We start from the raw sequence: 20,566 nt of genomic DNA, 5'->3' as shown, positions 1-20,566 counted from the left end.
TCTCAGTTGGCAGTTATTCTACCCTAGCTCCAAACTTGCCTGGGTTATTGATCATATAATTTAATAGCTTGCCCACCTCTAAACTTTGATTGGTTAAATTTTTAAAATCAGTTTCATTAATATAATTGCATCTTCTGGCAAATTGCAACCAACTTTGGGTTTCCGCATTTTCAGCATCACTATCAGTAAGTTTACTTATAAAATGTCTTGGGAATATTCTTTTTCTGTATGCTTCTGCAATATTTGTACAAATAGATCGCGAACTTCTTCTTATCTGATCTGTCAAGCTATAGGTTTCTTCTCTAGGGAAGCTTTTTGAAATTTCAAAAAGATCCATGGCCAACTCAAAAGCCTTTTCGTAAGCCTTTAAAGATTTAAAATCCATTTTTAATTTTTTTCTGCTTACTGAAACTGGATACTGAGACTGCCAACTGATAATTTATTTCATTCCCTTCATCATTTGCATCATTTTTTTTCCGCCGCCACCCTGCATCATTTTCATCATTTTACCCATTTGATTAAATTGTTTTAGAAGCTGATTTACTTCCTGAACTGAAGTTCCACTTCCGTTACCAATTCGTTTTTTACGGCTGGCATTGATGATTTTCGGGTTACTTCGTTCTTCCGGGGTCATGGAATGAATAATCGCTTCAATACCTTTAAAGGCATCATCATCAATATCCACATCTTTCAGCATTTTTCCTGCTCCCGGAATCATTCCCAAAAGATCTTTCATCGATCCCATTTTTTTAATTTGCTGAAGTTGATTCAGGAAATCATCAAAACCGAATTTATTTTTGGCAATTTTCTTCTGAAGTTTTCTCGCTTCTTCTTCATCATACTGCTCCTGGGCCCTTTCCACAAGGGATACAACATCCCCCATCCCCAGGATCCTATCAGCCATACGCGAAGGATAGAAGATATCGATCGCATCCATCTTTTCACCGGTACCAATGAATTTGATAGGTTTATTTACCACAGATTTAATCGAAATAGCCGCTCCACCACGGGTATCACCATCTAATTTTGTGAGGATCACCCCATCAAAATTCAGGCGTTCGTTGAAGGTCTTTGCTGTATTCACTGCATCCTGACCGGTCATGGAATCTACCACGAACAAGGTTTCGTGAGGCTGAATAGCCTTATGGATATTTGAAATTTCGGTCATCATGGCCTCATCTACGGCAAGACGACCTGCAGTATCAATAATCACCACATTATGACCATTTTCTTTAGCGTGGGCGATCGCGTTGTTTGAAATAGCTACCGGATCCTGGTTCCCTTCTTCTGAATAAACTTCTACCCCAACCTGTTCTCCAACTACCTGTAATTGATTGATGGCAGCAGGCCTGTATATATCACAGGCAACCAGCAAAGGCTTTTTGCCCTTCTTGTTTTTAAGGAAATTAGCCAGTTTACCTGAAAAAGTTGTTTTACCACTCCCCTGTAAACCAGACATTAAAATAATAGATGGAGTCCCGCTTAGGTTAATGTCGGCAGCTTCCCCACCCATTAATTGGGTTAGCTCATCCTTTACTAGCTTCACCATCAACTGCCCAGGTTTCAGGGCTGTTAAAACATCCTGTCCTAAAGCTTTTTCCTTTACAATACTGGTAAACTCCTTGGCGATTTTATAATTCACATCGGCATCAACCAAAGCACGTCGAACTTCTTTTAAAGTTTCAGCTACGTTAATTTCGGTGATCTGGCCGTGTCCTTTCAGGACGTGTAAGGCATTATCTAACTTATCGCTTAAATTATCAAACATACACTTGCTACATTTTTAGAAAGGCAAAGATAAGAAAAGATGTACCGGTGAAAAATAAAGTTTCTTGAGATTTAAATTTTTCTATGCAAAATGCGCATATACATTCCAGGCATTGCGCAGCTCCCTTTTGACGTTCAAATTCAGGAAAAAAGCGAATGAAATGCACCCACAAAAAAGGTGTGTAGGGATATGAAAAATTATAAATTAGTTTCTGTTTCGTCTGCCGGAACCACTTTTGGAATTTCTTGAATTTCTTGAAGAACGTGCATTTCTACCAGCATTCTGCTGTTTCTTATTATGGGCTTTGGTTTCAAGAACTTCCTGAAGGCTTTCGGTAGGTTCAAAACCAACAATCACCTCTTTGGTCAAAGTTTCACCGAGCAATTTTTCTATTGCTTTCACATAGTCATTTTCATCAACGCTTACCAATGAAATTGCTTCGCCACTGGCACCAGCGCGGCCTGTTCGCCCAATCCTGTGCACATAATCTTCCGGTACATTAGGAAGTTCAAAATTGATCACATGTGGTAACAGGGGAATATCCAACCCACGCGCGGCAATATCAGTGGCGCATAATACCCTGACATTTCCTTTTTTAAATCCGGCCAGGGCTTTGGTGCGCGCGCCCTGACTTTTATTTCCGTGAATGGCAGCAGAGGTAATCCCATTCTTTTCCAACTTTTGGCTAAGCCGGTTGGCACCATGCTTGGTGCGGGTAAAAACCAAAACCTGTTCCCAATTCCCTTCAGAAATAAGTTTGACAGTTAGATCTGTTTTTCGGGATTTATCAGTTTTATAAAATTTTTGGTTTACTTTTTCCGCAGTGGTCACTTCCGGAGTAGCTTCCACTAAAACCGGGTGATGTAAAAAAGTATTGGCCAGTTGTTTGATTTCTTTAGAGAAAGTTGCCGAAAAAAGCAAATTTTGCCGTTTCACCGGCATTAGTGCCAGTATTTTCCTGATATCCCGCAAAAATCCCATATCTAGCATCCTGTCTGCTTCGTCCAGTACCAGTATTTCCACATTGGCCAGGGAAAGTGCTTTTTGGTTATGTAAATCCAGCAAACGTCCCGGAGTCGCCACTACAATATCCACTCCTTGTTGCAGGCTGCGAATTTGGCGGGTAGCATTTACCCCTCCAAAAATGACATTGGCTTTCAAATCCAGAAAAACCCCATAATCCTTAACATCTTCATATACCTGAGCTGCAAGTTCACGCGTGGGAGTTAACACCAGGGCGCGAACAGGTCTCTTCCTTAAAGTTTGTCCTTCCGCCAATATTTGAAGCATGGGCAAGGTAAACCCCGCTGTTTTTCCTGTACCGGTTTGGGCCGAAGCAAGAATATCTTTTCTTTCCAGTATTAGTGGAATCGCTTTTTCCTGAATGGGAGATGGAGTAGTATATCCTTTTTTGCTAACAGCTTTGAGCAAAGGGGCAGATAAACCCAGGGATGTGAATGACATAAAAATTGTTTAAAAAACAGCAAATCTTATTTAGTGCCATTTTTATATAAGCGGCAAAGGTACTGCTAATTTTAAGATCGAATTTTTATAAAGGAATGGGGTGAGGATAATCTGTGAAGTTTGCAACTTCGCAGAGCAGATAAAAAATAAATGTATCTCTAATGAGATGCTGAAACAAGTTCAGCATGACGATAATTCTAAAAACCGGCAGCGTCACCCTGACCTGGTTTCAGGGTCTATTTTGTGCTAGAAAAAAATACGCCAATGGCAATTTATTTGACTCCGTCGAATCTTCGATTGCGGGGTTTCTATTACTGTAATGATCTACAGGGTAATCAGATTCTGAAACAAGTTCAGAACGACGTCTTTTAATTATTTGAGATATTATCTATCATTCTTTTAAAATTGTCTTGAGCGAAAGGACTTGGCGCATTTTCAAGAATAATATTATTTTTTTCATCTAAAATGATATAACGGGGAATACTATTGATTTTGAAAAATTTCGCGAAATTAGATTTAAAATCCCCTACGATTAAATAGCTATTTTCTGAATTTAGATTTTGTCTCAAATCTTTAGATCCCTTCTCCCAATTTTCAGAATTAGTGTCAAGGGACAAATAAATCCATTGCATATCTACTTCTTTCTTTAGCTCTTTCTTAAAATCGAAAGTTTCCCTAATATCTCGAATGCAAGGCGGGCACCAACTGGCCCATAGGTCCAAAACCTTTATTTTAGAAGCACCTTTCAGAATACTTTTTAATTTAAGAGTGTCTCCAGCGCTGTTCACTATTTGAGCATTAAGAGCTTTGTCTGAGAGTTTGAAATTAAAATTATTTAACTCTGCTATAATTTCATTCATCTTAGAGATGTAGCTTTCTTTGGTAAACCTCGGTTCATATTCAGCAATAGCATCTTTCACTAATTGAATATTCCCGGTACTATAGCCAAAACCTTTTTTATGATAATCACTTATCATCCTAGCGATAGCATAATCCCTTACTTCTCCATCAAAGTGTTTTTCAATGAAATCCTTTTCAGCTAAGAATTTAGCTTTCGTATATGGAAGGTCTTCAGATGACAGAAAATAATATCTAATAAAAGGATTTATGGAGTTCTTATAATAGGTATTTGAAATATCAGGGGAAGCAGTAAAATCCCCAATGTGAATATTTCCAAAGTAATCTTCGTAATAAAATATATTTTCTGATTCACCTGCTTCTCTCTGTAAAATAGGAAGCAAGCCATCTTGTTCATTAAAATAAAAATTCCGACCAGATGACGGGATATTTCGCGGTTGAATTAGATTATTAAAATATTCAAATTTTAGATCTTTTCGAATGGAAAGTAGAGCGTCTTTTGACATTGTATTTTCTCTGGAGATATATTCTTCAAGAAATTTCACTTTCTTTTGATAGATTTCTTTAGTTTTTTCTCCGTAATAATTAATATTTCCTAAATAATTATTTTCAGCGTATGAAGGGGTAGAATCATCCAAATACTGATAAACACTGTTTTCTAAATCACCAAGCCCAAGAGAATAAATTCTACCATTTTTCATTTCAAACCTAATGGTATCGCCAGGTTCTATGAAAAACTTCGTTCGGTAATTTTTGTTATTTCCGAAAGCTATAATTTCCATTAATTGGGAATCTACTATAGAATTCAATTTTAAGATCATGGAATCTTTAAAAATTTTCTTTTCTACATCTTTATGATTGGTTCCAAACAGATAAGAATTATCCATAACATTAAAATATTCAAATGCTTTGGGATCATCACCGTGGGCTATAAGCACAGCTGGTTGCTCAATATCGTTTTTAATGCTATCGCTGCCTTTTATATCCTTTTCGTGCTTTTGATCTTGCTTACAAGAAAGTAAGGATATAAAAAATATTAAGGAAAGAATTAAATTAAAATTTAATCGCATATCTTATTTTTATAAAAGATAAGAATTTGAAGGCATAATGCATATAATTCCCTGCCACACGGTTGAAAACTTCCACACATGTAGGTATAAAAATTGTCTGCCAATATAAGAATTCATCACATTCAACTTATATTTATAAAGCAGTTTTAATTGTCCATTAGATGAAGAAAGTCCGTGATTATTTATTTGCATCACTCTTTATTACTTGGATATAGCAATTAACCCTATATAGATTTTACCAAAGATTATGGTTCAAATGAGTTGATTGTTGATCAAAAAGTAGACGAAACTTCCTATGAATTCACCATTAAAAGGAAAGATGGGGAAATTATTGTCCCGGAAACAGGCGCTTACTATATTCAGAAAATTCCGTTTAGTGAATTTATAATCAAATAGTCCTGAAACTTAGGTACCAGGGGACTTCTGAAGCTTATTTAATAAAGCAATAGAATAACTCTAATATCTATATTTGAAATATTTTCTAATATTAGCTCCGCGATGTTGCCCCCGTCCTCCGGGGAGAACTTCGCAGAGCATTTTAGAATTCCAGGAAAATTATAAAAAAATACAAAATTGAAAATCATATCAACAAATATCGCTGAACAGAAAATTGTTAAATGGCGGGGCCAAAAGGTAAAAACCGGCATCTATAAATATCCGGTAGATCAGCCAATTTACCTCGAAAAGGAAGAGGTCAAAGGGGATGAGATATCAGATAGAAAACATCATGGAGGCGCCCATAAAGCCTGTTATTTATTTGCTGCGGAACAGTATCCCTACTGGAAAAAACTTTACCCTGATTTGAATTGGAAGTACGGTATGTTCGGGGAAAACCTTACGATAGAAGGATTCCATGAAAAGGAAATAATGGTTGGTTCTATTTATCAATTAGGTGATGCAATCGTTCAAATAACACAACCAAGGGAGCCCTGCTATAAATTGGGTATACGATTCAAAACACAGAAAGTTCTTAAGCAATTTATAGCACGCGGATGCCCCGGAACCTATGTGAGCGTTTTAGAACAAGGAAAGGTTTCCAAAGGGGATATTTTAAAACTGAAAGAAGAATCTGAAACTGGGGTTTCAGTTTGGGACTTTTTTGAGCTATTATATTCGAAAGATAAAAATAAGGAGCATATCCAAATGTTGATTAGCACCGATGGCTTACCAAAAAAGAAAATGGAAAAACTAGCAGCCTTCTTGTAGGCAGGTTATAAGTTTGCTCTATGTTTAAATTTTCTACCCTGCGAAGTTACATTTTCACATTGATTAGTTTTCAAATCAACACATTTTCAAATTTTCAAATTATTTCATTTTCAAATTTTCAAATTATTTCATTTTCAAATTAAAAAATTACATCCGCTCCGGGACTTCAATTCCCAGCAGCTTAAAACTTGATTTTATAACTTTCGCCACGGTCCTGGATAATTGCACCCTAAAAACTTTTTCAGCTTCATCTTCAACCCCTAAAATAGGAACGTTTTGATAGAATGAATTAAATGATTTTACCAGATCGTAGGTATAATTGGCGATTAAAGCAGGTGAATTGTTTTCTGCAGCCAGGGCGATGGTTTCCGGGAATAATTGAATTGTTTTAATTAACTCTTTTTCCTTTTCATGAAAATCATAACTCTTTTCCAGAGCAGCGGTGATATCAAAATCTGCCTTTCTTAAAATCGATTGGATCCTGGCATAGGTATATTGAATAAACGGACCCGTATTTCCCTGAAAATCTACAGATTCTTTGGGATCGAATAAAATCCTCTTTCGTGGATCCACTTTCAGAATATAATATTTCAAAGCCCCAAGACCAATAATTCTGTAAAGCTCCTCTTTCTCTTCTGCGGAATATTCTTCCAGTTTTCCTAATTCTACGGAAATTTTCCTGGCAGTTTCCGTCATTTCAGCCATCAAATCATCGGCATCTACCACGGTACCTTCACGGCTTTTCATTTTCCCGCTAGGAAGGTCCACCATTCCGTAGCTTAAATGAAAGAGAGATTCTGCCCAGTCATAGCCTAATTTCTTCAGAATAAGAAAAAGAACTTTAAAATGATATTCCTGTTCATTCCCAACCGTATAAACCATTTGGTTGATATTATAATCTTCGAAACGCTGGATGGCAGTTCCAATATCCTGGGTCATATACACCGCGGTGCCATCGCTTCGTAAAACAATTTTCTCATCCAGGCCTTCATCGCTTAGATCGATCCAAACGCTACCATCTTCTTTTTTATAAAAAACCCCATCTTCAAGACCTTGTTGAACATTGTCCTTGCCCAGCAAATAGGTTTCACTTTCGTAATAATTTTTATCAAAATTAACCCCAAGCGCATCATAGGTTTTCTCAAAACCATCATAAACCCATTGATTCATCGTAGACCAGAGCTTTACTACTTCAGGATCGTTCGCCTCCCATTTTCGAAGCATTTCCTGAGCTTCAATAAAGATGGGCGCTTCAGCTTTCGCTTCCTCTTCACTTTTTCCCGCTTCTTTTAAATGTGCGATTTCCCTTTTATATTCCTGGTCGAATTTTACGTAATAGTTCCCCACCAGTTTATCTCCTTTCAAACCGGTAGACTGCGGAGTTTTGCCATTTCCGAATTTCTGCCAGGCGATCATCGATTTGCAAATATGAATCCCCCGATCGTTGATCACCTGAACTTTATAAACCTGGTTACCCGCGGCTTTCAAAATTTCAGAAACCGAATATCCTAAAAGATTGTTTCTTATATGCCCTAAATGCAGGGGTTTATTCGTGTTTGGCGAAGAATATTCTACCATAATCCCACTGATATCAGATTGCGGATAAAGAATCCCGAAATCATCCAGTTCCCTAATATTATTGAAAAAATCGATATAAAACTGGTTGCTGATGATGATATTTAAAAAACCGGAAACCACGTTAAAACCTGAAACTGCTTCCACTTCCTTTTCCAGATATTCCCCAATTTCATGGGCAAGTTTGGCTGGGTTTGTTTTCAACTGCTTCAGCATAGGAAAGACCACCAAAGTAATATCACCTTCAAAATCCTTACGGGTAGGCTGAAATTCGATCGTTTCAGCATCCTGATCGTAATGTTGTTTTACGGCAGCATTTACTTTTTTAGCAAGTAATTTTTCAATATTCATTTCCTTCGCTTAGTTGAAATTCTTATAATTAGGAGCGCAAAGATAAAAATAATTGAAGTCTTGAAGGCCTCGCTTGCCCTTCAAATTCTTATATTTAGAAAAAAGAAATGCTGTTGAACGTTTCCTACAATCGCTCGGGAATTACTGAAAAAGTTAATAAAGAAGTTGGAAAGCCTTTTAATTTGATGGAACGTGTTCGCTTAAAAGGAACCGGCTCGCCAAAATTACAAATTACCTCAACCAGCATTGAAATCCATAATCTCCTCATCCTGGATAACAATGCAAATAATTGCAATGTGGAACTTAGGAACAATGGAATCATCATTCGATTTAGATCCCTGCTGGAAACCTATGCGCTGGTAATCCCCTATTATAAACTTAGCCTATACAAAGGAAAGGCTGAAGAATACAGTATGTATAGGGATCAATATTTTATTAAGGTAAAGGCAGATTCGCCGGGAATCCATAAATTTTTTAAAAAGATCATCGACTATAAGGCAGATAATGCACCCACCCAGATCGACGATCTTTGATTAATTGATAATTTTCAAGTTATTAAAGTCAAAAATAATTAGTGCATTCGTGGCTTTAAGAATAAATGAAGTTCATTCACCCCTTTTAAATTTTATCAGATACTTGTCAATTGTTCATTGCAAATTGTTCATTATTTCATCTTTTCCCAAAAGCAAGGCCACCGATAAGCGCTAGAACCCCAAAAGCAATCATGGCGTAACTTTGGGTATGATCGCCTTGAGCCTTTATTTTGATGGGCCCGGCATCTACGGCAAATTCCGGAGTAATGATGGTATATAAACCGTAAGCAATTAAACCAATTCCAATTATTAAAAGAACGGTTTTCAATACGTTATTCATTTGATAATATTTTACTAATCTAAAGGGAAAGTAATCAATATTTCTCTAATTTGATAAGCAAATTAAGGCTATGCGCATATTACTTACCGGTGCCAATGGATATATTGGAATGAGACTTTTGCCGCAATTGTTAGAGCAGGGTCACCAGGTGGTTTGCGCCGTTCGAAATAAAAACAGATTTTCCTCAACAAAAGATTTTGAAGAACAGGTGGAGATCGTAGAAATAGATTTTCTGGAAAATACTATTCCACCCGAAGCGATCAAAAATATTGATGCTGCTTATTACCTTATCCATTCAATGAGCGCCAACACGAATGATTTTGACACGCAGGAAGCAACTGCTGCCAGAAATTTCAACACAATGATGGCAGGCACTTCCGTAAATCAGGTTATTTATTTAAGCGGGATTGTAAATGAAGAGAAACTTTCAAAACATCTTAAATCGCGAAAAAAGGTAGAGGATATTTTATATAAAGGTTCATTTAATTTAACTGTTCTCAGAGCGGCCATTATAGTAGGTTCCGGAAGTTCTTCTTTTGAAATTATTCGTGACCTCTGCGAGAAATTACCGGTTATGGTTACTCCAGAATGGGTGAAAACCCGCTCCCAGCCCATTGCGATTAGAAATATCATTCAATATCTTACCGGAGTTTTAGATAGGGAAGATTGCTACAATGACTCATTTGATGTTGGTGGGCCAGACGTGCTTACTTACGAAGAAATGATGCACCAATATGCTGAAGTTAGAAATTTGAAGTTATGGATCATTAATCTGCCCGTAATGTCGCCAAAATTAAGTTCCTACTGGCTTTATTTTGTCACCTCAACATCTTATAAACTCGCCCAAAACCTGGTGGATAGTATGAGCGTGGAAGTGATCACACGGGACACCCGCTTGCAGGAAATGCTAAATATTAAACCTATTAGTTACAAAAAAGCTATCAAACTTGCTTTTTATAAAATTGAACAAAATGAAGTGCTTTCAAGTTGGAAAGACTCCTTAAGCAGCGGAAGGTTCAGAAAAGAATTCAATAAATATATCCAGATACCAAAATATGGTTGTTTAATAGATGAAAAGTCCATTAAGGTCGAAAATCCCGAAGCAGTTTTAAACCGAATTTGGACAATTGGTGGCCTGAATGGCTGGTATTATGGAAACTGGTTGTGGAAATTCCGCGGCTATATTGATAAGCTTTTTGGCGGTGTGGGCCTGCGCAGGGGAAGGACACATCCAGACAAATTAACCGCTGGAGACTCGCTCGATTTCTGGAGGGTTTTACTGGCAGATCGTGAGGCCAAAAGATTATTGCTTTTTGCTGAAATGAAAGTTCCGGGTGAGGCCTGGCTGGAATTTACTATAGACGAAAACAATGTGCTCCACCAAAACGCAACTTTTAGACCGAGGGGTTTGTTAGGCCGTGCTTACTGGTATTCCATGTACCCATTCCATTTTTTTATCTTTGAAGGAATGATCAACCAGATCGCTTTAGGGAATAATAAAGAATAGACTATTGCATTCATTTTTAGACAAACTAATAAGAAATAGAGTTTTTCTCATTTCGGGCGGGATACTTTTTCTGGGCTCCATCGTCATTTTTCTTTTTACAGATTGGTTTTATGATGCCATCAACTCGGGCTCACTATGGGTGAGGTATTACTTCGGAAAATTTTATTTGTATTTAGGTTTAGGCTGCGTGTTGTTTCTGCTTCTTCTTGCATTTTCAAAGTTTGGAAAAATAAGACTTGGGAATTCCCCTCCTGAATTTGATAGATTATCATGGATTGCCATGCTCTATAGCGCGGGAATGGGCGCTGGAATTTTGTTGAGAGCCGTTCAGGAGCCGGTTTACATGTATCTAAATCCTCCAATTAATACAGGTGCCGAGGAGAAAATCATCGCGCTTGAATACACCTTTTATCAATGGGGATTTACCGCCTGGGCTTTCTACGGAATTTTTGCAGTGGTAATAGGTTATTCCATTTTTGTTGAAAAAACAGATGTACGGTTAAGTTCAGGTTTTCCATTATTTCGAAAGTCTAAAATTTTACCTGACGGAATTGATATTCTTACCATTCTCACCACCATAATAGGCCTGGTCGCCGCGATTGGACTGGGAACCAGCCAGATTGAAGGTGGGGCAAGCCATCTTTTGCAAAAAAACCCCGGTTCATTATTATTGAATCTCATGTTGGTTTTCATCATTTGCTTCCTGGCGTTTATATCAGCCTGGAATGGCATTCATAAGGGAATAAAAATAATTTCCAACTGGAATATTTATATCACTTTGGCTCTCATGATTTTTGTTTTCATCCTGGGGGATATTGGTGAAATTTTTAACAATTTTTTCGTCGCGGGATATCATTACCTCATCGATTTTATTCCCATGAGTTTAGCTATGGGAAAATATGATCCGGGTGTTGAATTTTTAACCGACTGGACCTATTATTATTGGGCATTTTGGCTTGCCTGGGCACCGTTTACCGGAATTTTTATCGCGCGTATTTCCAAAGGAAGAACCTTAAGAGAGATGATTTTGGGAGTATTGATCCTGCCCTCTCTGGGGACATTCCTTTGGTTTAGTGTATTTGGAAGTTCCGCATTCGAAATTGTGGAGGCGCTTCCTGTTTATAATGAAGAATTCGGAAATGTCTTTACCTCTATATTTGTATTTTTTGAAAACTTCCCTTTACAGGGGTTTACCAGTATCCTGGTTATTTTATTGTTGATCAGCTTTCTTGTAACCTCGGTAGATTCTGCAATTTTTGTGTTAAGTATGTTTACAGATTATGGTAAAAAAGAACCCCGGAAACCCTTTCGATTAGCCTGGGCGATCATCATTTTTATCTTCTGCGAAGCCATCGTTGTGTTAGGACAGGTGAAACCCAACTCAAACGTGTTAACGGCTATGCAGAAATTTTTGATCATTACTTCCCTGCCTTTTGCAGTTTTATCTTTACTGATAATGATTCTTTTATTTCGAAAATTGCTTAAAAACCATTAAGCCTTCGGAAGAAAGATTTCTGCCAGCATGCAACGTGCACTGCCACCGCCGCAACTTTCTATGGTAGGGATCGGGGAACTTAAGATTTCACAGTGCTTTTCAATTTTTTCTATCTGGTCTTTATGAAGACTTTCATGGGCACGAGCACTCATTACCAGTAACTTTTTACCAAAAGCACCTTCAACCTGTAACATATTCCCAGCGAATTCGTGCATTTGTTTTTCCGTAAGTGAAATTATTTCTTTCCCATCTTCTTTTAGATGCTTCAGCACATTTTTCTTTTCTTTCTTATCATCAATAGTATCCAGGCAAATCACGGCAAATTCCTCGGCTACACACATCATCACATTGGTGTGATAAATTTGTTTACGCCTTCCATCTACAGTTTGATAGGCATTAAAAATTACCGGGGAAAATTCAAAATCTTCACAAAACTCGATCAGTAATTCTTCATCTGCCCTGGCAGAAATTGCACAATATGCCTTTCTGTTTATGCGATCCAGAATTAAACTTCCCGTGCCTTCAAGAAAAACATCATCTTCTTCAGCTGAAGTATAATCAACAATTTCATTGATCTTAAATCCTGCCTCTTCCAGTTCAGCAAAATATTCAAGCCTGCGTTCTTTTCTTCTGTTTTCTGCAAACATGGGATATAAAACCGTTTTACCGGTTTCATGAAAAGATACCCAGTTATTCGGGAAAATGGAATCTGGAGTATCGTCACCTTTAACATCGTTCACCACGATTACCTCTACGCCGGCTTTGCGAAGTTTGCTTACAAATTCATCAAACTCGGCCGTGGCCAGATCATTAATATTTTCGGCATTTATTTCCTTCTGAAAATAATTATTTACCGCAGTTTGTTCATTCATCCTGAAATTCACCGGACGAACCATTAAAACTGAATTTGTTATTTGCTTCATGTTATTCTCTAATTAAGGGTAGGGTGGAACATCTTAATAATCCTTCCTGCTTGGAAATTTCAGCATAAGGAACTTCTTCAACAGTATATCCTTCATTTCTAAGCCACGCATTCAACCTTTTAAAATTTGTTTCTGAAATGACTACCTTTTCTGAAATTGAAAATATATTGGAATTCATATGGTACATTTCATCACGGGTAATCTCATAAATTTTATCCTTTCCGAAGAAATTTACCAGCCAGTTATATTCTTCTTCTATTAAAAAACCTTCTTTATAAATAATCGCCTGATCCTTTCCTACCGGCTGAAAACAGCAATCCAAATGCAGGGCATTCTCCCGGGCAATGGAATTTGATTTTTTTAGACTAAAACTTACAACCTTCTTCTTAGGAAAAAGGTCCTGAAGGGCATTCACCGCCTGAATATTCGTTCTAGCTGTAATAAAATTTGGGTAATCCTGGCCCTTGTAAGTCCCCACGAAAATATAATCGCCATAGGGCATTACATCCCCACCTTCAATATGTGCTTCTTCAGGCAACCTTATAATATTCACAGGATCTATTTGATCGATCACATGTTTGATGGCGTCAATTTCTTTTTCACGATCTGGCAGGATATTAGATTTTATAAATTTATCTTCGATCACAAAGGCGATATCCCGGGCAAATATTTGGTTGTAATCTTCAATAATTTTAGGTCGAAAAACCTGAACATCATATTTCTCAAAGACTTTTGCCACCGCTTCCATTTCCTCCACCATATCCTCTTCCGAAGGATAGGTCCCGGCTTTGATGTATTCTTTTGACTTTGGGTCATAAGCTTCATCTAAAGTAGGAATAGGGCCGTTGCTGGTAGCGATTCCCAGAATCACTGCCTGCAATTTGGACGTCTCGTTATTAATATGCAACCTCATAGGTTCAAATTTTCCCAAATATAAAAAGCTCCATAAGGTGATGAAGCTTTATATATTCTATTTTAATTTCGAATTAGGCTCTGCTACCAAGTGGTTTGAAATCTCTAAGTGCCTCCCCAACATAAATTTGTCTGGGACGGCCAATTGGCTCTTTTTGAAGTCTCATTTCCCTCCATTGTGCAATCCATCCTGGTAACCTACCCAAAGCGAACATCACCGTGAACATTTCCACGGGAATTCCTAAAGCACGATAAATGATCCCCGAATAGAAATCTACATTTGGATATAATTTTCTCTTAACGAAATAATCATCTTCTAAAGCTTCTTTTTCCAGACCTTTTGCGATACCTAAAACCGGATCTTCTACTCCTAACTGGCTAAGTACATCATCAGCTGATTTTTTGATGATTTTTGCCCTTGGATCAAAATTCTTATACACACGGTGACCAAAGCCCATTAATCTGAAAGGATCTTTTTTATCCTTAGCTTTATTCATGAATTTATGTGTATCCCCACCATCTTCCTTAATTTTTTCAAGCATTTCGATCACTGCCTGGTTTGCGCCACCGTGAAGTGGTCCCCAAAGTGCAGAAATACCCGCAGAAATTGAGGCAAATAAACCTGCGTGGGAAGATCCTACCATTCTTACCGTAGAAGTAGAACAGTTTTGTTCATGATCTGCGTGTAGAATTAATAATTTATCCATTGCATCAATAATCCCCTTATCTACAGAATAACTTTTATTTGGCCTCTCAAACATCATTTTATGTAGGTTCTCTACATAACCTAAAGATTCATCACCATAATTTAATGGAAGGCTATTTTTCTTTCTCAAAGTCCATGCGGCAAGCACAGGAAATTTCCCTAAGATTTTCACAATTGCTTTGTACATCTCCTCTTCCGAAGAGACATCTACAGAAGAAGGGTTAAAAGCTATTAATGCACTGGTTAGGGAAGAAAGAACACCCATGGGATGGGCAGATTTTGGAAATCCATCCAGGATCTTTTTCATTTCCTCATCTACATGGGATTGATCTTTAATATCATTCGTAAATTTCTCTAACTGGTCTTTATTGGGCAGTTCCCCAAAAATCAGCAAATAGGCTACTTCAAGAAAATCTGCTTTTTCGGCAAGGTCTTCAATAGCATAACCCCTATATCTTAAAATTCCTTTCTCTCCATCTAAAAATGTAATTGCACTTTCACAGCTCCCCGTGTTTTTATATCCGGGATCAAGGGTAATTAAACCACTTTCGCCACGTAAAGATTTAATTTCAATTCCTATTTCATCTTCGGTACCAATGCTGACAGGAAACTCATATTTCTTACCATCATATTCGAGTGTTGCTGTTTTAGACATACTATATATTGTTCTTTTAGATTAAAATTTAAGAATTGCTAAATTACAAAATTTAGCGTTAAAAATGTTTTATCCTGAGAATGGATATTTACGAAAAGGCCTGTATTCATAGAATTTTTCAAAATTTTAACCTCAAGATAATCCTATTGAAAGTTCCACCTTAAAGTTTTGATCTAAAGCAGATAAAGTTGGCGATAATATTCCTCTACAGATTTCTCCCAGGTAAATCTTTCTTCGCCTGCCTTTTTGCAAATTTTCTTCCATTTTTCCGGATCTGAAATAAAAACCTGTACTGCTTCTGCAAAACATTTTTTGAAATTTTCAATTTGCCCATCAATAGTTTCCCCGGAAAAACTAAATCCGGTTTTGCCGTGGATTACCGTATCTTTTAATCCTCCGGTATGATGTACCAAACATGGCTGCCTGTTCCTCATCGCAAGCATTTGACTAATCCCACAGGGTTCGAAAAGGCTGGGCATCAGGTACAAATTAGATTCCTGATAGAGCATATCGATAATACTTTCAGACTGGGCATTTATAAAAATAAAATTCTTGTATTTATAACTGGCCTGCCTAAATACGTTTTCATATTCCGGGGCACCCGTTCCCAATAAAATATACAGCCCATTCACTTCTTCCATTGTTGCTGAAATAAACTCCAGCAAGCTGGGATCCTGCTTGAAATAATAGAATTTTTGTTCCGTTAACCTGGCTACGCTACTACAAATAAATGCCGGCGGTTTCTCCTGCCATCGGGTTAATTTCTCACCGGTATGCGCCAAATAGTGAGCTTTATAATCCTTTTTTTCTTCCTGTAACCATCTAAATAACCTGCGAATACATTGCCTGAAGAGAATACCACTTTGCACTTTATTGATATTTGTATAGTTCGCTCCGTTCAATATTCCGAATAGACGATTTTCAGAAGCTGCTTTTCGCAAGTCTAATTCAAGACCTTCACCCCCAATAAAATGTGGAGGATTACTTGGTTGCTGAATATCTTGCATATAAGAGGGTGAGACCGTATGAACCGCATCTGCCAGCCGTATTCCTACCGCCATCAAATTAATACAGTCGTTATATCTGGGATCGCGAAGCAGTTCCTCATCATATGGTACATAAGGAAAAAATGCCTTGACAGATGAAAAATTTCCATCAAAAGGGCGAATTCCCTGAATGGCCAGATTATGTATTGTATAAACAAATCTTATGGATTTTAAATTTTCGAACCGCTCATTGAATTCCCTCAAAAACAAAAGCATGCTGGTATGCCAGTCGTGTAAATGTACAATCTGAATATCCTCAAAAACTTCTTCCCTTATCGCAGCAGCAACTGCCGTACAGAAAAGGCTGAACATATTTGCATCTGTATAAAAAGGCTGCTCCGGATCGTTGAAATAAATATGCGCAATATCCCCCGATTTGATTTCCGGGTGATGGATCACAAAATGCCTAATTCCTAAAAGCTCTTTCTTTCCCGCAACTTCAAAAACTTCAGCAACTTGCGGCTGACCTCTAAAAATAAAATCAACTTCCCCAATTTTCTCTCCTGAATGGTGTAACCTTGAATAGGACGGAGTAACTATTAAAGCCTCGTCACCCCTTTTTGCGATATGCCTGGGAACATCCCTTACCACATCTCCCATCCCACCTGCTTTGCAGTGGGCTATTCCATCATTTTCCGCAGAAACAAATAAAAATCTCGTTTTCAATTTATTTTTGGTTAGTTAGACCAGAAAGTTACAATTATGAAAAATTAACTTTATTAAATTTTCAATAAATCATTGGCATAAGTGTAATAAAAAGTAAAATTTGGGCATAAAAAAGCTGCTTTTTCACAAAGCAGCTTTTCATTTGATTATTTAGGAAGCCTATTTTATTTTGAAAGCTTTATCCTGTGGATAATAAGCCATGTCGCCCAACTCCTCTTCAATTCTTAATAACTGATTATATTTTGCCATACGATCACTCCTTGAAGCGGAACCTGTTTTAATTTGTCCCGTGTTTAAAGCCACCGCTAAATCTGCAATGGTATTATCTTCAGTTTCTCCAGAACGGTGGGACATTACCGAAGTATATCCTGCATTATGTGCCATATTCACTGCCGCAATAGTTTCAGATAATGTCCCAATTTGATTTACTTTAATCAATATGGAGTTTGCTGTTTTATCTTTAATTCCGCGGCCTAATCTTTCAACATTCGTAACAAAGAGATCATCTCCCACCAGCTGGACTTTATCTCCAATCTTTTCGGTTAAATATTTCCAACCGTCCCAGTCATTCTCATCCATTCCATCTTCGATGGAGATAATTGGATATTTAGAAGCTAATTCCGCAAGGTAGTCTGCCTGCTCTTCACTTGTTCTCACTTTACCTTTATCACCTTCAAATTTAGTATAATCGTATTTTCCTTTTACATAAAATTCAGCAGCAGCACAGTCTAAAGCGATCATTACTTCTTTTCCAGGTTTATATCCTGCATTTTTGATTGCTTTTAAAATAGTATCCAAAGCATCTTCCGTTCCGTCTAAAGTTGGCGCAAAACCACCCTCATCACCTACGGCAGTACTTAAACCGCGATCGTGTAATACTTTTTTAAGATTATGGAAGATTTCCGTTCCCATTTTTAAAGCATGAGAAAAATTATCTGCCATTACCGGCATAATCATAAATTCCTGAAAGGCGATGGGCGCATCACTATGCGATCCACCATTAATAATATTCATCATGGGAACCGGTAGCGTATTGGCGCTAACCCCACCAACATAACGATAAAGCGGCATATTCAGTTCATTGGCTGCGGCTTTGGCCACGGCAAGTGAAACCCCAAGGATTGCATTCGCACCTAATTTTGATTTATTGGGAGTACCATCAAGATCCCTCATGGTTTGATCGATCAAATTCTGATCGAAAACAGAATAACCTAAAAGCTGATCAGCGATTTCGCCATTCACGTTTTCTATAGCTTTAGAAACACCTTTGCCCATATAATCTTTTCCACCATCACGCAATTCCACAGCTTCATGCTCTCCGGTTGATGCACCAGACGGAACAGCAGCACGTCCTAAAATCCCGTTTTCTGTTAAAACATCTACTTCTACAGTTGGATTTCCCCTGGAATCAAAAATCTGACGGGCATGTATATCTAAAATAGCACTCATAATTTTATAATTTTTTTAGTTTGTCGATTAAACAGCAAGATACAAAGACAAGGCTAAAAAAACGCCTGAAGAAGTTAGTTTTAAAGCATTTATAACATTAAAATCCACTCAATCGTTTTCGGAAGCGAAGGGATTGTAATAGAATCTTATGCCCATTCCAATAGATGTGCGGCTCATCGATGAAAGTTTTACGTTAGGATCCTGAAAATCGATTTCACCCCATGCATCACGTGCGTTTAATTGGGTAAGATTCAAACTAAGTGCAAACCATGACCTGTCACTAATGTTAAGCCCCTCAAAACCAACGGCAAAACTCCAGTATGCCACCCTATTTTTAATAGTTTGATTACTTGCTAAAGGAAAACGGCCATCATCGAACCTATTTTCATATAATCTTGCCCTGCCCGTTATCCTGCCAATATGATATTTTGGTGAAAATGTAATAAAGGCGTCTTCATTACCAAATTTAAATTTGGGATTGAGTGTAAGTACCGAAGCCCTAAAATCCTGTTTCATTAATGCATCGGGTAATTTAGTAGCATCTGGCCATCCCTCATTTATCTCCCGTTGTTCTACCACGCCCGCATACAGATCCAAACCAATTTCTGGAGCAAAAAATTTAAACTGATAAATTTGCGAACCAATACTGATGCCTGCAAAAACATTGTTTTCAGATTGCGGAAAAAGATAGCCTTCTACTCCCCCATAAAAAACCGGATGCTTCTGGCTGAAAGCTGAAAGGTTTATAAAAAATAAGATAAGGAGTATTTTCTTAATCTTCTTAAGCATGGGAAAGATTGAAAGTAATAATAGGTAATTATTGAACGGTTACGGTGTCGAGTAGACAAGGGGAGTTTCACCCCAAGCCTCTCACAGAACCGTACGTGATAGTCTCCCATCATACGGCTCTTGTTATACAATCTAAATTACAATTTACCATATATATCCCATTTGCCAATGATAGAATAGTTTAGGGTATTGTTCCTTAACCCTTTCAAACCATTGATACGCACGTTTTATACTGGTTTTGTAACGTTTATACCTTTTTCTTGCCCATTTCACTATACGATTATTCAATAACTTGAAGACTTTATGTAGCATTGAGCTTCTGAATTTACCATAGTAGTTCACCCACCCTCTAATCATTGGATTGAGGATGGCAGCAATGCCTACTATACGATCAGATGTCATTCGCTCTACTTTCAGTTCTTCAAGTTTATCTGCAATTCGTTTCCTCGAACTTATACTTATGCCGCAATCAAAGCCTAGATAAAGTCCCTTTGATTTCTTAGATTTTGTGGTCCTGGGTTGATAAGAATAACCCAGAAAATCAAACTTCACATTGGAATACTTTTCTTGCCTTCGGTAATCTTTGCAGTATACAATTTTGGTTTTCTCTGGATGTAACTCCAAACCTATTTGTTGCATCCTGCTTTTGATAGCTTTAAGTGTTTGCTCGGCGTGTTTTTGACTTTCACAGTTCACAATCACATCATCGGCATAACGTGTGAATTTTACTGCCTTGTCGTTCTTTTCCAGCCATTGATCCAACCCATAGTGAAGGAAAAGGTTTGCCAATAATGGGCTTATAACACCTCCTTGAGGAGTTCCTTTTCCTGAGTTAGAGACTAAACGTCCCGACTTTGTCATTACTGGGCTTGCGAGCCATCGTGCTATATATAACCTAACCCATCTTTCGGGAACATGTTTTTCTACAGCGAGCATCATTCTATGGTGATCTATGTTGTCAAAGAACCCTTTAATGTCCAGATCAATAACCCAATCCATTTTCCAACAGTTTTTCCTGACCTGTTCAAGTGCCTGATGGGCACTTTTATTTGGTCTATACCCAAAGGAGTTTGAATTGAATACATTTTCTAAACGGGGCTCTAGGTACATTTTTACCACCATTTGCCCTATTCGGTCACTTACTGTGGGAATCCCTAATTTGCGGACTTTACCGTCCTTTTTCGGGATTTCCACTTCCTTGACCGCAGGGGGGAAATAACTCCCCGATGCCATACGATTCCAAAGTTTGTACA

General features: G+C 37.7%; 17 protein-coding genes. 4 read left to right on the top strand and 13 right to left on the bottom strand.

Translation table 11 applies throughout. The annotated features are described in order from the left end of the window. Positions 1-13 precede the first annotated feature (13 nt). The 4 genes from DHD80_RS07305 to DHD80_RS07290 all read right to left on the bottom strand — a co-directional run bounded on the left by DHD80_RS07305 (position 14) and on the right by DHD80_RS07290 (position 5,160). Positions 14-385: a four helix bundle protein gene (locus tag DHD80_RS07305; protein WP_251740508.1), complete on the bottom strand. Its 372-nt coding sequence runs from the start codon at positions 383-385 to the stop codon at positions 14-16. Between the two features lie 54 nt (positions 386-439). Next, positions 440-1,768: a signal recognition particle protein gene (gene ffh / locus DHD80_RS07300; RefSeq protein ID WP_251740507.1), complete on the bottom strand. Its 1,329-nt coding sequence runs from the start codon at positions 1,766-1,768 to the stop codon at positions 440-442. Between the two features lie 204 nt (positions 1,769-1,972). Beyond that, positions 1,973-3,232 (bottom strand): DEAD/DEAH box helicase, encoded by a 1,260-nt coding sequence (locus DHD80_RS07295; protein ID WP_251740506.1) that lies wholly within the window; start codon positions 3,230-3,232, stop codon positions 1,973-1,975. A gap of 368 nt (positions 3,233-3,600) precedes the next feature. Further along, on the bottom strand, positions 3,601-5,160 hold the full coding sequence (locus DHD80_RS07290; protein WP_251740505.1) for a thioredoxin family protein: 1,560 nt from the start codon (positions 5,158-5,160) through the stop codon (positions 3,601-3,603). Between the two features lie 573 nt (positions 5,161-5,733). On the opposite strand from DHD80_RS07290, the gene DHD80_RS07285 reads away from it, so the two are divergent. Next, positions 5,734-6,366, top strand: a complete 633-nt coding sequence (locus DHD80_RS07285; RefSeq protein ID WP_251740504.1) for an MOSC domain-containing protein — start codon at positions 5,734-5,736, stop codon at positions 6,364-6,366. Between the two features lie 147 nt (positions 6,367-6,513). On the opposite strand, the gene argS is transcribed toward DHD80_RS07285, so the two are convergent. Continuing rightward, positions 6,514-8,292, bottom strand: coding sequence for an arginine--tRNA ligase (gene argS / locus DHD80_RS07280; RefSeq protein ID WP_251740503.1), 1,779 nt, complete (start codon positions 8,290-8,292; stop codon positions 6,514-6,516). Between the two features lie 107 nt (positions 8,293-8,399). Here argS and DHD80_RS07275 point away from each other — a divergent pair, with 107 nt between their 5' ends. Beyond that, complete coding sequence (locus DHD80_RS07275; protein ID WP_251740502.1) at positions 8,400-8,825, top strand: hypothetical protein; 426 nt, start codon at positions 8,400-8,402, stop codon at positions 8,823-8,825. Positions 8,826-8,961: 136 nt separating this feature from the next. On the opposite strand, the gene DHD80_RS07270 is transcribed toward DHD80_RS07275, so the two are convergent. Continuing rightward, the gene (locus tag DHD80_RS07270; protein WP_251740501.1) at positions 8,962-9,165 is read right to left on the bottom strand and encodes a hypothetical protein; all 204 of its coding nucleotides are present in this window, start codon (positions 9,163-9,165) and stop codon (positions 8,962-8,964) included. 70 nt (positions 9,166-9,235) lie between these two features. Between DHD80_RS07270 and DHD80_RS07265 the strand changes: the two genes are divergently transcribed. Both DHD80_RS07265 and DHD80_RS07260 read left to right on the top strand, forming a co-directional pair. Continuing rightward, positions 9,236-10,672, top strand: coding sequence for an SDR family oxidoreductase (locus DHD80_RS07265; protein WP_251740500.1), 1,437 nt, complete (start codon positions 9,236-9,238; stop codon positions 10,670-10,672). A gap of 4 nt (positions 10,673-10,676) precedes the next feature. Then, complete coding sequence (locus DHD80_RS07260; protein WP_251740499.1) at positions 10,677-12,167, top strand: BCCT family transporter; 1,491 nt, start codon at positions 10,677-10,679, stop codon at positions 12,165-12,167. On the opposite strand, the gene DHD80_RS07255 is transcribed toward DHD80_RS07260, so the two are convergent. From DHD80_RS07255 to ltrA, 7 genes are all read right to left on the bottom strand, one after another. Next, complete coding sequence (locus DHD80_RS07255) at positions 12,164-13,090, bottom strand: arginine deiminase-related protein (RefSeq protein WP_251740498.1); 927 nt, start codon at positions 13,088-13,090, stop codon at positions 12,164-12,166. The two genes, DHD80_RS07260 and DHD80_RS07255, sit on opposite strands and share 4 nt — an antisense overlap. Before the next feature lies 1 nt (position 13,091). Continuing rightward, entirely contained in the window at positions 13,092-14,003 is a 912-nt protein-coding gene (locus tag DHD80_RS07250) for an arginine deiminase-related protein (RefSeq protein WP_251740497.1), read from the bottom strand. A gap of 73 nt (positions 14,004-14,076) precedes the next feature. Further along, complete coding sequence (locus DHD80_RS07245) at positions 14,077-15,363, bottom strand: citrate synthase (protein ID WP_251740496.1); 1,287 nt, start codon at positions 15,361-15,363, stop codon at positions 14,077-14,079. Positions 15,364-15,536: 173 nt separating this feature from the next. Further along, entirely contained in the window at positions 15,537-17,075 is a 1,539-nt protein-coding gene (locus tag DHD80_RS07240) for a glycogen/starch synthase (RefSeq protein WP_251740495.1), read from the bottom strand. A gap of 159 nt (positions 17,076-17,234) precedes the next feature. Beyond that, a complete protein-coding gene (eno, locus tag DHD80_RS07235) occupies positions 17,235-18,524 on the bottom strand; it encodes a phosphopyruvate hydratase (protein ID WP_251740494.1) in 1,290 nt (429 codons plus the stop codon). Between the two features lie 108 nt (positions 18,525-18,632). Further along, the gene (locus DHD80_RS07230) at positions 18,633-19,313 is read right to left on the bottom strand and encodes a hypothetical protein (protein ID WP_251740493.1); all 681 of its coding nucleotides are present in this window, start codon (positions 19,311-19,313) and stop codon (positions 18,633-18,635) included. Positions 19,314-19,457: 144 nt separating this feature from the next. Beyond that, positions 19,458-20,566 (bottom strand): group II intron reverse transcriptase/maturase (ltrA, locus tag DHD80_RS07225; protein WP_251740492.1); only part of this gene is annotated, 1,109 nt, incomplete at its 5' end.

Origin of the sequence: Gramella sp. AN32, from assembly GCF_023718305.1 — a bacterium.
In the GTDB taxonomy this organism is placed as follows: Bacteria; Bacteroidota; Bacteroidia; order Flavobacteriales; family Flavobacteriaceae; genus Christiangramia; species Christiangramia antarctica.
The sequence above is the reverse complement of the archived record's forward strand: the minus strand, read 5'-3'. Positions and strand labels throughout refer to the sequence as shown.